Source organism: Bacillus sp. 105MF (genome assembly GCF_000374885.1).
GTDB classification, from domain to species: Bacteria; Bacillota; Bacilli; order Bacillales; family Bacillaceae_G; genus Bacillus_A; species Bacillus_A pseudomycoides.
Genome location: NZ_KB895569.1, coordinates 34855 through 50207 on the forward strand (window position 1 = coordinate 34855; position 15353 = coordinate 50207).

At 31.0% G+C, this 15353-nt stretch carries 7 protein-coding genes, 1 pseudogene and 1 other annotated feature (1 of these 9 running past the window's edge); of the genes and pseudogenes, 2 read left to right on the forward strand and 6 right to left on the reverse strand.

Features of this window, described 5'->3' with window-relative positions:
- Positions 1-45: a binding site (T-box leader), on the reverse strand (it extends 191 nt beyond the left edge of the window).
- A 482-nt stretch (positions 46-527) separates the two neighbouring features.
- Positions 528-1334, reverse strand: coding sequence for a hypothetical protein (locus C564_RS0108535; protein WP_018765017.1), 807 nt, complete (start codon positions 1332-1334; stop codon positions 528-530).
- A 197-nt stretch (positions 1335-1531) separates the two neighbouring features.
- Here C564_RS0108535 and C564_RS37325 point away from each other — a divergent pair.
- Positions 1532-1691: pseudogene (locus C564_RS37325) on the forward strand (LysR family transcriptional regulator); the annotation flags it as partial.
- A gap of 429 nt (positions 1692-2120) precedes the next feature.
- A complete protein-coding gene (locus C564_RS38190) occupies positions 2121-2381 on the forward strand; it encodes a hypothetical protein (RefSeq protein WP_331273754.1) in 261 nt (86 codons plus the stop codon).
- A 991-nt stretch (positions 2382-3372) separates the two neighbouring features.
- On the opposite strand, the gene C564_RS0108545 is transcribed toward C564_RS38190, so the two are convergent.
- The 5 genes from C564_RS0108545 to C564_RS31820 form a co-directional block, all read right to left on the reverse strand.
- Complete coding sequence (locus C564_RS0108545; protein ID WP_018765018.1) at positions 3373-3630, reverse strand: hypothetical protein; 258 nt, start codon at positions 3628-3630, stop codon at positions 3373-3375.
- Positions 3627-4601, reverse strand: a complete 975-nt coding sequence (locus C564_RS0108550) for a hypothetical protein (RefSeq protein ID WP_018765019.1) — start codon at positions 4599-4601, stop codon at positions 3627-3629. The genes C564_RS0108545 and C564_RS0108550 overlap by 4 nt, the downstream gene beginning before the upstream one ends.
- 376 nt (positions 4602-4977) lie before the next feature.
- Positions 4978-8085: a cyclic peptide export ABC transporter gene (locus C564_RS31815; protein WP_018765020.1), complete on the reverse strand. Its 3108-nt coding sequence runs from the start codon at positions 8083-8085 to the stop codon at positions 4978-4980.
- Between the two features lie 247 nt (positions 8086-8332).
- Entirely contained in the window at positions 8333-8875 is a 543-nt protein-coding gene (gene loaP, locus C564_RS0108560; protein ID WP_018765021.1) for an antiterminator LoaP, read from the reverse strand.
- A 168-nt stretch (positions 8876-9043) separates the two neighbouring features.
- A complete protein-coding gene (locus tag C564_RS31820) occupies positions 9044-15313 on the reverse strand; it encodes a MupA/Atu3671 family FMN-dependent luciferase-like monooxygenase (RefSeq protein ID WP_018765022.1) in 6270 nt (2089 codons plus the stop codon).
- Positions 15314-15353: the final 40 nt, after the last annotated feature.

A 15353-nucleotide genomic window follows, 5' to 3' on the forward strand; every position in this document is an offset into this window, starting at 1 on the left:
CTGAGAATCGTAAAAAATCGATCGTGTCCTCATCATCACTTCTTGATGTCGAATTTTGTAGTTAATGTTCATTATATTGAATTTTTCAAAAAAATCAAGAGTGTTTATATATATATCATATGAACAATTTTTTTCTTAAAATTTTCTACAAGCTTCATAAACGCTCATTTCATAATTATTTTAAAACTTTTTTAATCCTAATATAATAATCCCCATCTATCTTCCTCGTATGGTGCCCTACTGCCCAATGCCGAATTAAAAAAGAGACATTTTCTTTAAAAAAGACAAAGCCGATTCATCCCCCACCTTCACTTCGTTTAGAGGAGGGGGTCTTCTCGGTTAAAATGATAAATTCTTTCTGGTATAGAAATCATTTGCATAATGAAAAAGGCCAAACTTCTCCAGTGGGAGAAGTTTGGCCTCAAATAAATCCTATACACAGTCTCTTTCATTTCACCATCCGAAAGACCGTTCTATTAAAAGTCTTCGTATCTTCTGTATTTTAATCAATTATTCGCTTGCTCCCATTAATCCTTGATTGGAGATTTAACGTTAAGCTCCGCTAATTGCTCTTTTGCCTTTTTCATGATAGCTTTCGCTTTTTCCTTTGTCGCATCATCAAGGTTTGCAAACATTTCTTCTCGTTTCCCTTTTTCAGGAAGCTTCACACCTAGTTCTGCCAATTTCTCTTTTGCTTGTTCATGAGTTAATGTTCCTGCTTTTTTCTGCTCTATAATCGCTTTCGCTTTTTCTTTCGTCGCCTCATCCAGGTTAGCGAACATTTCTCCTCGTTTCCCTTTTTCAGGAAGTTTCGCACCTAGTTCTGCTAATTGCTCTTTTGCTTGTTCATGAGTTAATGTTCCTGCTTTTTCTTTCTTCATGATCGCTTTCGCTTTTTCTTTCGCCTGATCATCCAGGTTTGCAAACATCTCTTCTCGTTTCCCTTTTTCAGGAAGCTTCACACCTAGCTCAGCCAATTTCTCTTTTACTTGTTCATGTGTTAATGTACCAGACTTTTTCTGCTCCATGATTGCTTTTACCTTTTCTTTTGCCTGATCATCCATGTTAGCAAACATTTCTCCTCGTTTCCCTTTTTCAGGAAGTTTCACACCTAGTTCTGCTAATTGCTTTTTCGCTTCCTGCATGATCGTTTGCACTTTTTGTTTCGTTGCTTCATCCAAGTTTTGATACGAAGTCCCTTTCTTAGTTTGTTCTGTGGCTTGTGTAGAATTGTCTGTGCTAGCTGCAGCAAAAGCAGGGATACCTGCCCCTCCCATAATTCCTAGTGATAAAGCTCCTGCAGCTACTACATACCCAATTGTTTTCTTCTTCATATGAAAATTCCTCCTTCATTTCATATCAAATAACTTTCTAAAACTTGTACACCTTCGTATACAATTCACATAGTAAATTGGTTTTCTTAATTTTTCCTTAACCATTTTTAAAAGACTTAGCGACTGTAATGGGCGATTCTATTGTGGTACCAAACTTCAATAAGGCGTACCGTCCACATTGTAACGAAAATATACGCATTGTTGTACAAGGAAATTGTAACAAAAACCAATTAGTGTTTAAGCCTATCGAAGTACCACTATCTATAAAGAGTCATGCCATTTATCATAAATTTAGATGGGTATCTCCTGTGTTTACGATCTTTCCTTAATCTATTAGAGGAGAAGAAGGGCTCATGAATGGATGATCAGGGGCAAAGCAAAAAATGAAGCTGAAAAAATCCATTTGTATTAGGGAAAATATGGAGTTTAATTCGTCTTTTCAAACCTTTAAAGAAATTTTCACTCTTTATAGTTATTTATGAAAATTCAACTCATTTTTTTCATTTTTTGGAAGACTAATTTCTTAGATTTATGGACATGGGGTACAGCTAGCAGAAGAAAAACATAGTTATTCAAAGAAGTCTACTGTTGCATTGCGTGAAAAACTAAAGGAGGTAAATTATGAAAATTAATAATGAAGCGATTCCAAACATACCGAGAATTAATAAGGGCGATAATATTGGTGAGATATTGCTATGTCAGCCGTAAAATCGAGTTTTGAAATAAAAAAATGGAGATATACTGTGTGTAAATTCAAAAGAAATCTCAGCAGCAGAGGGTCGAAATATAGCTATTAGTAATGTAAAGTCAAGTAAATTAGCTAATCAAACACATGAAACAGTTCCACGAAAAGACTCTAGAATCATTCAAAAAATGATAGATGAAATAGGGTATCCGTTTGGTCATAGGCTAGAAATATACAATAACTATATCGGAGCTTGGCTGCCAAATGGAATGCGTTTAACGAGTGCCGGTATAGACAAAATCGATTTCGAACACGTTATGCACTTACAGAAGAACCCCGATTTAAGTGCAAAAAATACTTAACGCCAAAGTCGGAGTGATAATTACTGATAGTGATGGGCGTATCGAAAAAGCGGGAGTAACTTAGATTGCTATAGGTCTATATAGTACCCCAGCTTTAAGAACTGGCGAGTCATTCGGCCCAGTTACCGGTGGAGATAAAGAAATTTCCAAAGACCTTTTGCGACCTTTTTTCTGCTACTGCCGCCCTGATAATGGAGCAACGAGGCACAAATAAACCAGTAGTTAAAATTAGTGGCGTAGAATACTAATTTAATGAAAATAGCCCCAAAATTGATTTACTAATTAGAGTTCCATAATAGTGTTTACATTCACATAAAAAAATTAGTAATTTCGATAAAAAAATAGCGAGTTAATGCCCTACTACAATACTGGAGAGTTAAAACATCATAAATATTTAAAATTGAAAAACGTTTTTAAGAGCATAGCAGCCCGGTCAATACAAAAGCTTTGCAAGTCTTTCAGTAAAGCTTTTTACTATTTCATCCCCCTTCTTTTCTCCTGAAAAGGATTAATATATTGTGTATTAATCAAAGGTTTATAAATTCTTATTAATTGTTTTTCAATCAAATCCGTATGTTCACTAGTATATTGTCCTATCTTAAAATAGACGAGGATGAAATTAATTAAGCCACTTAGTATTTTTAAAAAACATACTTCTAAAATTCTGCCACTCTTTCTAGGAAAAAGGATCAATTATGACATTGATTCAGTTAAAATAAGTCTGTTTAAGTGCTCTATTTAATGATTTTAGTCAACAACGATTCATTTTAGTTTTTTAATTTAAGCTAAAGATATCATTATGTCAGCAAATGTGTTTAACGTGTTGATTAGCAATTAGCCTGTTATTACAGATATAAATATAAACAAATTATAAATAGATATTTACTAATTTCATTATTCCTAATAATCTCCTTATTATAGAATTCATAGATACACGTTGGGTTATTGTTCTACAGTAGGAGGTATAGAAACTTCCCTAAGATCCACTTTGTTAAACAGTCTTTATTATGGAATATTTAGTTAATGTTAATATAATTTGTTCATATATCTCTTGTACCTCTTTATTTTCTGTTCCTGTACTAACTAAAAATTCCTTTATAGCTAGTTCAGATTTATTTTCTTGTAAAAAATAAAGAAGATCTTTCATCTTATCGGTTATTTTCAATACCTTACCATTTGAATGATGAATAATATAAACGTCTCCTTCTTCCTCTATAATATCAACATAGTTCGTTAATCTAAAACTCATACTTTTGCTCCTTTCGTGGAAAGAATAATTTCATTCAATGTATCATATTCTAGTTCAGATATTTCCACTAATTTGTTCGAGACCCATTGGATGAAATTATCCGAAGGTTTCATAGCTTCTTTAGCGAAATTAAGTTTAACTTTTTTCCATTCCATCGCTAATTTCTCACATTTATTAAGACATGCTTTGTTCAAATATCCTGCATGGTATAATTCATCAATAGTCATATACAATTGTTTTCTCGTAGAAGGGGGAGCAAGAGGGTTAAACATTATATCATTAATATAGGTAATAATAATTTTTGATAGACTATACTTTAGATTTTTAATAGTAGCAAAATCATCTATAAAGTTTTTCATATTATTCATAGACTTTTCAATCAAATTGGGATCTTCCAAATTCTTAAGAAGTAAATTATATAACTTCTTGTTGCCAAATTTCGGAATGCCGTTCAATTGAAATTTCAACCAGTTATTAGGTGACTCTTCAAATTCTATAGTTTCATACATGATTTTTTTTAGTAGGTCTACTGTTATTGGCCCACTAAAATACACACTTGAAATATACACAATTCCTTTTTCTTGATCATAATCTTGTATAGCAAAATATGTAACCGTTCTTTTATTCTCAAGTTCAGGAAGCAAAGATACCCCCCCCCGAACAACTATCATTTCATTCGCTAACAATTCTTTTTCAATTTCATACCATACTTTCTCAGTATCGCTTGAATTATTTTCAGTAATATGAATTCGTAAGTGTTTTGAAAGCATATCTTTATCCATTTTTTGCAATATATTGATTTTAGGAAACGAACTTCCTGTTTGTACTTTTTGTGATTCATATTCAAATCCTATGTTACAGCATGCTAGATATAGGAAAGAATCATTTACTTCTAGATTAACTTCTTTTTTCAACCAAAGTTTAATCATTTCAAACAAGCAATTTTCCATTGAATATTGATTAGTATTCATAAATATCTCCCTCTTATTAACAAAAAAAGTTTAATAGATTATCTACCTACTGAAATTGCAAAGTATTTTTCTATCAAAGGGTAATAGTCAATCAAGATTTAACTTAAAAAAAATGAGCCTAGGTACCTAGACTCATTCATCATGGAATACTTAGCATTGGATATTGAAATCTATTAGTTCCTCTACTTAATATTCCTCCCTAATACTCACTTTTTTCAGCATAAGTGAATATTATTGGTTCTGACAAGCATTTACTTTAACCTCAAGAATTTCCTCGACTTGATAATCTTTCATTCTAGTATCCCCCTTTCATAACCTAATATTATCAGTATATCATAATATTGAATTTTCTTAAACATTTAATTATTTAATTTTTTCAATAATTTCTATAAACTTGAACGTTCTGAATATTTCCGTGGTCATTCTCGACTTCAATATTCGAAATTTTCCCTAACTCCATCTTTATAAGTTTATCTGCAAAGTGGTAATAACCATCATCGTGAGTAATAACTATCACACAATGATTCTTCTTTTTGAGCATAGGTAGAATCTCTGTATAGAAAAATTCACGAAAATCTGGATCTTGTTCTGCAGCCCATTCATCAAAAATTAATATTGATCTTTCTTCAACTAAGCTAATTAATAGTGCCAACCTTTTTCTCTGTCCTGTAGATAAGTTTACAGTACTAAGCTTCCGATTTTTAATATTTACCTTATCTTCTAATTTTAAAAGTTTCAAATACTCATTAACTACTTCAATTTTGGGGTATACACCGTATAATTTATTGAATAAATGGAAGTCTGTAAATACTGTAGATGTAGATTGATTTATACCGTACTTCTTATTATTACTTTTTATATAAATTTCACCATTTTGAGGCGAGTATAATCCAGATAATATTTTTGCTAGTGTTGACTTACCACTTCCATTTCCGCCTGTTATAAATGTAACCTCTCCTGGATAAAAACGAAGATTAATAGGACCAATACCAAAGTTTTCATTTTGATTTTCATTCTTATAGTTGAACTTTACGTTTTGAAGAATAAGTTCATAGTTCCCAGTGATTTCACTGCTATTATCATGATTATGTTCAGATTTAGTTTCCCGCAAATCTTTTAATAAATTATTTATCCTATTCCAACTTATTCTTATTCTAAAAAGATTAGGTACTGAGTTAAGGATAACGTTTACAGGACCAGTCATATATAGAAATACAAAAACATAACTATTGAGATTTAGACTACTAAAGTCTTTAAAAATTACCGGAAATATAAAGGTAACAAAACCAATAACAGATACAAATAGTAGTTCGCCAAAAATAAACAAACTTGCATATCTTTGGTCTCCCTTTACTTTCTTTTCCCGATAAATATCACAATGTTCTTTAAAATCCTGTTCAAACTCGTTTCTTTTGGAATTATGGAGGAAAAGTTCTTTAAAACCATTTAACATGTTTTGTATAAATGTATAATATACATTTTGCAAGTTCCTTGTTTCTTCAAAAAGTTTATTTGCTTTTCTCCCTAATAAAAAATAAATTGAAACAGTAAAAAAGATAATGAACACTGACAATAAAAACCCATATAAATTCACCAATCCCAGATAAATAAAACAAAAGGTTAATGTTATTGCATTAGTTATAACTGTTATTAAACTATTAGCAAAAGTACTCACCATAACGGTATCTTGATTTAAAGAAGAATAGATCTTTGAATTTTCGATATTTTCAAACTTAAAATAAGATGATCGAAGGACTTTGGAGATAATATCCATTCTCTTTTCATAAACAAGATTATTAGTAATAGCTATCAACTTTCTCCTACTAACTAACTGTGCAATAACATATAAGAGGACACCGAGTAAAAAGTAGTAAAATAGATTCGAAATACCTTCTCTTTTCATAAACAATGATTCATTTAGAATAAAAATAATGAAGGTATTTCCAAAACCGCTAATTAAGCTCAGTACAATTAAATTAAGGTATTCTTTTTCATTTTGCTTTGAGAAAAAAATTGAAAAAACAGCTGATAAAAAGAATAACACCCCAGTAATATATAAAGTTTGAATTGCAAGTTCAAAACTTTCTGGAAACCAAACATCAAGAAATGACCAAGGTAGTTCTTTAAAAAATGCACTTGGAATAAAATATATACTATAAATGAAAATACCTAGTGCAATAAATGATACAAGGCAGTATACAGCATTTTTTCTGTTCAAGCCTTTGAAATTAACAAGACCTCTGATAATACCAAGGATTCTATTGATTATACTTATGGTTATATATAAAATTAGCGGGATACATATGGCCATTATAACTATTGACAAACTATCAATATTTTTATTTAGTTCACTTCTTGTAGGAAGTAGTTCATCGTTTTGTAACAAATTAAAAATATTTCTCGCTACGATTTCTGTATTATCTGAATTAATATTCGATAATACTGCTACTGCAGTTTTTTCTTCAGGTCTCATTAATATATACGACGAGTAATTAGGATTATTCCCTCCATGAGAAACCTCACCACTTCCTTTTTGATATACATTCCAACCTAGCGCATAAGAAGAACCATCTATATTTGGAGGTATACTCCTGTTGGGATTATGTAACATCTCAATTGTCTTACTACTAATTTTTTCTGAGTGTATTAGGCCTAAGTTTATTTTTGTCCACCTTTCTATATCATCAATATTACTAATGAAATAACCAGCAGGAGTATTTCCTCTGTAGATAGGAGCATTATACTCACTTGGAGTCGCAAAATTAATCTTGTATCCTGTTGCTATTGATGTAGGTAAATGTTCGTAATTTAAATAAGTATTTTTTAAACCTAACGGCTCTAAAATATTTGAATATATATAGGACTCATAAGATTGGCCCGTTATATTTTCAATAATCAATCCTAAAATATCATAATTGATTGTAGCATATTCAAAACTCTGTCCAGGACTATTATTCAGTTCAACCCCGACTAAATTTCGAACAGTATTTTCTAGTGCTTTTTTACTATCATCAATGGGGATATCTCCAATTGTTTTAAATGGAATGCCCGATGTGTGATGTAGTAAATTTCTTAATGTAAGATCTGTGACTTCCTGATGGTTGTAGTACATCTTAAGCCAGGGAATATACTTTATAATTTCATCATCTAAAGACAGGAATCCTTGTTCTTCCAATTGAAGAATTGCCAATGCAGTAAAGGCTTTACTATTAGAACCGATTTCAAATAATGTGGAATTTGTTACAGGTTTTTCTGTCTTAATATTTTCATATCCATACCCACTTTTCAGAATAGTATTACCGTTATCAATAACAACTACTTCTAGACCAGGAATTTTTTCTTTTTCCATAGTTTCTTTTATGTATTGTTCAATATCCTTTAATTTATCATTGTGATCTTTAGATGCTGCACTAACGATAGATATTTGAGATAACATAAGAAATAATAGTAATATAAGACTTAGCACTTTCCAAAGTTTCCGCATATATACTCCTTCAATTCATTTTTGCTATTATTTTTTCTATTTTACCTTTATTTGTGACTCATATTTTTATAGTAACATTTATATTTTTATGCATTTATCTATATAGAATGATTTAGTAATTATAAAAATATATTAAAAGGTATTTGTGACGTTTTAATTGGGCAATGAATCTCTATAAAAAAAATTCCAAAAAGTTATTTGGGATCGGTTGTCAATTTATATATCACTTTACTCTATAAATTAATTCTTAACATACATCCTCTTCTATATTTTGTATTCGTATAATGTTTACTCCTACATCTATATTTCTTAATTCTCCAAACAGTATGATTTGTATTTTAACTCGTTTCTTTCTGCGATTTACTTTTATTATTTTTGCATTACAACCTAAAAGTGGACCAGAAACCACTTCTACTTTCTTATTAATAATTTCTATATCAGAATACCCTAATATTCCATCCCTATTCAGATAAATCAATTCATTAATTTCACTATCAGGAACTTCTGAAAAATACCCATCTGAAAAGTTTAATTTCTTCCTTCCACAATTTACAAAATAATAAACATTGGGAATTTTAGTGATACTATAATATAATGCAAAAGTTATCTCTGCTTTTATAAATACATATCCTGGTACCATTAAATGGTTAGTATCAACAAATTCACCATATTTCCTTTCTGGTATTTTACGTTTTGGCACAAAACATTTGACTTTTTTATAGTTTTGGTTAATATAATTTTCAACATATGCTTCCTTCCCAGTTTTTACATATAAGGCATACCAATTCATGATGAACCCCCTAAAACTTCTTGACGCGAATGAATTTTCAGAATAATTTCATTCTAACTAATATTTAACAGTAGGTCAAGATATAGAAGTTAGGGTTCAAACATGTCGTGCAAATTTAATCAGAAACAGGAGGAAAATAAATTCCTCCTGTTATCTGAGCATAATTAGTTAGTTGCTGACTTTGCTCATATTTATTACCTTTTTAATAATTCCGATAAATTGCTCGAACATAGTATCAATAACCTCCTCTTCAAATAACTCCTGAACATAATCCCACCATATTGTTAATTGCCCATTTTTATCAAGAACTTGACAATCCAAATAGGTTTGGGAAGTAAGATTGACTCCTATACCCTCCTCAATATCCTTCGGATCATCATCATTTGTCAGATTGTTATTAAAAATAAGGCTAGTAAAAACGATTGGCATAATAGCTTGAGAACTAGGTAAGTCATAATAACGCCCTATTTCCCTAATAAATTCTACTCCATCAAAATGTCTATGTTCTAAAACCTCAGCAAGTCTACTTTGGACATGTTTAGCATCCTCGAATAATGAATCTCCTTCTAAATAGATATCTAAAAGTGCCAAGGATGTAAATTCCCCAACTATTTGGTTAACCTGCTCATGGAAAGGGTATCGATTAGTGATTGGAATGTTTAGTGCCATTTCAGGCTGATTACTCCAGAATGCTAATACCTCAGCATAAGCAGTACACAATAATGCTGTCGGTGTTATTTCATTTTCTAACGCAACATTTAAAAATGCATTCCAATCGTCTTGATCAAATACAATACGTTTCCTAGTAAAATGTCCTTTTTTAATATCGGTTGGTTTTTTCGCATACTTTAATTCTGGTGAGGTAGGAAAAGATAGTAGTTTATTAATCCAATAACTTTTATGTTCTTTATATATATCAGATTTTTTAAATTCTTCATATTCCAGAATGTAATCCCTAAAAGTATATTCTAATTTCGGTAATTGATTATCTAAGCCATCATAAAACATCATTAAATCATGATTAATAATATTAGTACTTACAGCATCTGTAATAAGTAAATCATAACTAATGAACATATAATATTTGTTATTTCCTAAATCAAGAGCTTTAATTTCAAACAGTGGCCATACTTCAGGATTATAACTTTTATGAGACATCCTCTTTCTCTCTGAGACAATATACGAATTTCGGATATTTTCATCTAGATTGGTTATATCAACCACTTCAATTTTATACTTTGGAACATTATTTAAAATAACCTGCTGTCCACCTTTAAAGACAGCTCTTAACATTGGATGTCGTTCAATTGTTTTATTAAGGCTATCATTGAATCTGTCTATATCTATTATCATCTTTGCTTCTGAATAGTTATGTGGCGATATTCCACCCAATCCATATTTATCTCTTCTTCCTAAGTAATATGCCATTTGTACATCCGTTAGAGGAAATGGTTCGTTTATTTCATCAATTTCATTTACAGATCCTACAATATCAACACAATGATTCACTATTGTCTGTAAGGTCTCTTTGAATAAATCCACAAAACTATCAATCGTGGTGTTACTAAATCTCATAGCATCATAATCGATTTCAATCACTAACTGATCTTCCTTCACCATGCCATTAATTTCAAGAGAATAAGGTCTGCTATTTTCTGTGCCAATATTTCTAGTGTAAAATCCTTTAGAAAATTCGAATAAGTCAGTGTCCGCATCTTGATCAAATTGACCAAGGTAATTAAAAATAATGTCTGAATTTGATTTCAAATCCATAAAAGATCGGTTAGTAGTATCGTTCAAATATCTCAAAACACCATAACTTAGACCCTTATTTGGTATTTCTCTAAGCTTATTTTTAGTAGATAGAATATGTTCCTTCAAACTATTATCTTCCACAGGTAAGTTGACTGGAAATAGTGAAGTAAACCACCCTACTGTTCTATTAATATTTATCTTCTTGTCTTCTAAATATTCCCTACCATGCCCCTCTAAATCTATAATAAAAGAATCTTGCTTTCCATCTGTCCACTTAGATAATGTCAAAGATAAGGAAGATAGTAAAATATCATTTATTTCTGTATCATATGCCTTATTAACTTTCTTTATTAAGTTTTGTGTTTCCTTGTTATTTAATGTGAACGCTACTTTTTTATCTTTATTTTTATTGTTCACTTGTGTACTCGTTTCAAAGTCTCTCAGTAAATAATTATTACTATTTTTAATTTCTTTTTCCCAGTAAGCGCGATCTTTTAGGATGTTATCACTTTGGGCATACTTAGATAATATTTTAACCCATTGCTGAAAAGAGTCGGTTTTATTTTGAAACTGTATGTCATGATGATCTAACGCTTGTTTATATCCGACCGAAAAATCTTCCAAAAGTATTCTCCAAGAAACACCATCTACTACAAGGTGATGAATTATTATCAGTAAATGATCCCCTTCATCTGTCTGAAAAACACCTAAGCTAATTAGTGGACCATTATAAATATCTAGACTTTTTTGAAGCAGATTTGCTTCTTTGTTCATTTCGTTCTTATAATTTTTTATTCCTTTTAAGTTAAAGGTTTCAATACGGAAGTGTCCTTCACCACTTTTACTTATATCCGAATATTTTTTTTCAGTATTCTCACAAAATTGAGATCTCAATACATCATGATGTTCTACGATTTTACTGAACACCTTCTCTACTATTTTTTCATCCCAACCATCCTGATTATAAAGCATCACAGAGTGATTATAATGGTGTTCATTAGTTAAATTTTGTCCAAAGAACCAATGCTGGATTGGAGACAGATCAGTTCTACCTCCTATTAACTGGTTAGATGAATCATTTTTCTTTATTGTAGTAACTTTTTTGCTGAGATTTTTAATGGTTGGATTATTAAATAAATCTTTTATTTGCATTAAAAGGCCAAAAGATTGTAATTGAGATGCTACTTGAATTGCCTTTATAGAATCTCCACCTAAATGAAAAAAGTTATCATTTGTTCCTATATTATCTACTTTCAAAACCTTTTTCCAAGACTGTAAAAGTAAATCTTCAGTCTTATTAGTTGGCCGTTTACCCTCGTCTATCGTCGTTATATTTTTGATGCTAGTCAGTTTCTTTCTATCAATTTTACCATTTGCTGATAAAGGGATCTGTTTTAATTTAATAAAATTACTTGGAATCATGTATTCAGGTACCATCTGTGACATTTTCTCTTTAAGTTGATTTTGATCAAGCTCAATTGTGCTCTCGACATATGCTACTAATTGAGATGAGTCATTATCTAAGATGACGACCGCTTCGTTAACCCCTTTTATTTTCCGTAATAGTTCTTCTATCTCTCCTAACTCTATTCTATGTCCACGCAATTTAACTTGATTATCTTTCCTACCAATAATGTGTAGACTTCCATCTTGACTAATGAATCCGATATCACCCGTCCTATATAACAAATCACCTTTCTTATAAGAGAATGGATTAAAAATAAAGTTCTCGTTTGTGAGTTTATCATTATTTAAGTATCCCTTTGATACCCCTGCTCCTGCAATACATACCTCTCCACTTACTCCAACGGGGACTAATTTTTTCAAGTCATTCAGAATATAAATTTGTGTATTAGTAATGCCTCTACCTACTGAGACCACTTTATCATTCTTTGAAATCTTCTTAACGGAAGACCAAACTGTTGTTTCTGTTGGTCCATACATATTAAATATTTCTGCATCAGTCATGCCCTGAATATCTTTCATTAAGGTAAGTGGTAACGCTTCACCACCGATTAGAATTTTTCGAAGTGAATTGATAAATTTATATGAAAATGGATCGTTAATAAGTGCCTTTAATAAAGATGGTGTCGTTTGCATCATCGTAACTTTGTTATGAGTTTTCTGTTGACGGCCTATTTGAACATCAGCATCAGCATCAATGTTTAAATTTAATTTCCATTCACTAATTTTTTTAAGGCTTTCTTTAACTTTTATTTCATCTACACCAAAATCAATTAGACAAGCAATTTCCGATACTCCAATCCGCTCTAACTTCTTAATCATTTTTGTGAAAGTTTCAGGTGTACCCATTAATGACAACGAATCCCAATATTTCTCAAAAACAATTTCAGTTAATTCATTTACGTTTTCTTCACTTGTTATATTTGTAATATCAATGTCTGAACTTTTGGCCAGATTTTTGAGCAAACTAACACTTGAACGCAAATATTCACAAAAAGGTTCCTTTACTACCTTTTTCACAGCTTGGATATCATTATCCATATAAGTATGCATCATTAAAGTAACTTTTCCATCATCTGGATTAAAGCCAGATTCATATAATGCTTTTTTATAAACTTTAATATTTTCTTCAAGTGTCTCTAGGTCCTGTCCTAGTAAATGTGTTAATACATTCGCCCCTATTTTACCCGCACTAATAAAAGTCTCTTTACTCCCACCCGTTGTTATCCAAACCGAGAGTTCTTTTTGAATAGGCCTTGGGTAAGTTTTAATATCAATAGTTTTGCCTAATCCATTGGTACGACTTACACTTTCCCCTCTCCATAATCTTTGGACTTCATCAATATGCCTATACATCGTTTCATGGCGATTGTTAAAATTGTTACCTCCTAGTACGAAATCATCGGCATGCCATCCAGATGCAAATGATAGTCCAACACGTCCATTAGATAAGTTATCGACCATTGACCATTCCTCAGTAATCCTTAGTGGATCATGAAGAGATGCAACTACAGAACCGGATCTAATTTGAATGTTCTTTGTTATCATCGCTATTGCAGTCGATGTTACAGAAGGGTTGGCATAAAGACCTCCAAATTCATGAAAATGACGCTCGGGAGTCCAAACGGCATTAAAACCATTTTCATCTGCAAATTTCACCGTATCTAGCATCAATTGATATTTATTATTTGACCCAGATTCTACACTATTATAACTCGAGAAAAAGAAGAGACTCATATCCATTTTCGTCTGTTGTTCTGAAGCAGACAAAAATTTCGAGTCATAATCATTCAGAACATCTGATGGTTTAATGACTATACTTATTCCCCTAGTAAGAGTCCACAAAAGCTCTAGCACAGAAATATCAAAAGATACGGTTGTTACTGCTAACATAACTTCATCATCTAATGGTTCCAATTTATCATCCATTGCATTGAAAAAATTAGTAACATTTCCATGTGATATCATCACACCTTTAGGGGCTCCTGTTGAACCAGAAGTATAGATTACATACGCAATATCATTAATGCCAATGTCTATATTTAGATTTTCTAGAGAAAAAGTATTTAATGAATTTTCTATACGATCGATTAAAACTTCATTATTAAAAAATCCCATATACTTTCCTTCACTTAATACTAATTTCATTTTACTATCCGAATAAATAAACGTATTTCTCTTCTTAGGATGGTTCGGGTCAAGTGGTACATATGCTGCACCAACTTTTAATACAGCAAGCATACTTACAATCACATTCTCAGTTCTACTCATATGTATACCAACTAAGTCATTTGGCTTTAATTCAAAAGTTGTTGTTAAATAATTGGCCAATTGATTGGACGTTTTATTTAATTCCTGGAAAGTATATTGTCTTCCTTTATATTCTATAGCAATTTTATTAGGGTGTTGTTTGACTATTTTCTCAAATGCGGACTTTATCGTTGTTTGTTTACTAGAATAATCTACATATGTGTCATTGAAAACATTGAGCAAAAAATCTTCCTCATGACCTGTAATGATTTGGATATCTTCTAATTTTATACTAGTGTTGTTTGAAACAGTTTCTAAGAAATTATTTAAATGAAAGAAAACTTGTTCTAAATATTGTTTATCATAAATTTCAGGATTAGAATTAATTTCTACAGATAGACCTTTTTCTTCCCTTGAGAAGATAAAACTAATATCAGACAGGTCAGCATTACATTTCTGATGAGTATTACTTAATGAAACATGTGTATGTTCTCGTATTTCTTCATCCAACAGTATTTGAACCGGGAATTTCCCAAATTTCATTACTTCTTGAAATTCCTTTTGAGTAAGTAGTAACAATTCTTTATAGGTAGAGCACTTTTCAATATCTGATATTAAGAATGTATTGCTATAACCATTTTCTTGAATACCGTTATCTAGTCTTGGTATTGAAAGTACCACATGGGATTGACTATTATAGTAGCGTAAGAGATATTGTATTGAAGAAAGCAAAATTATATATAGGCCAATGTCATCTCCTTTACTCAATTTAATTAGTCTATCTGTTAATGATTTATCGAAAAGTTTATTCAAACGAACTCTATTAGAAGTAGAACCTGTCTTGGTTATCGTTGTAGAAGGAAACTTACTAACAGACAACCCTCCTTCTACCTTTTCTTTCCAAAATCTTCTCTCTTCTTTAAAGGTTTCACTTGTTATTAATATTGACTTGATCTTCTTATCTATCATACTTTCCTCCATTTATGTTAACATATAATGTTATAAACCA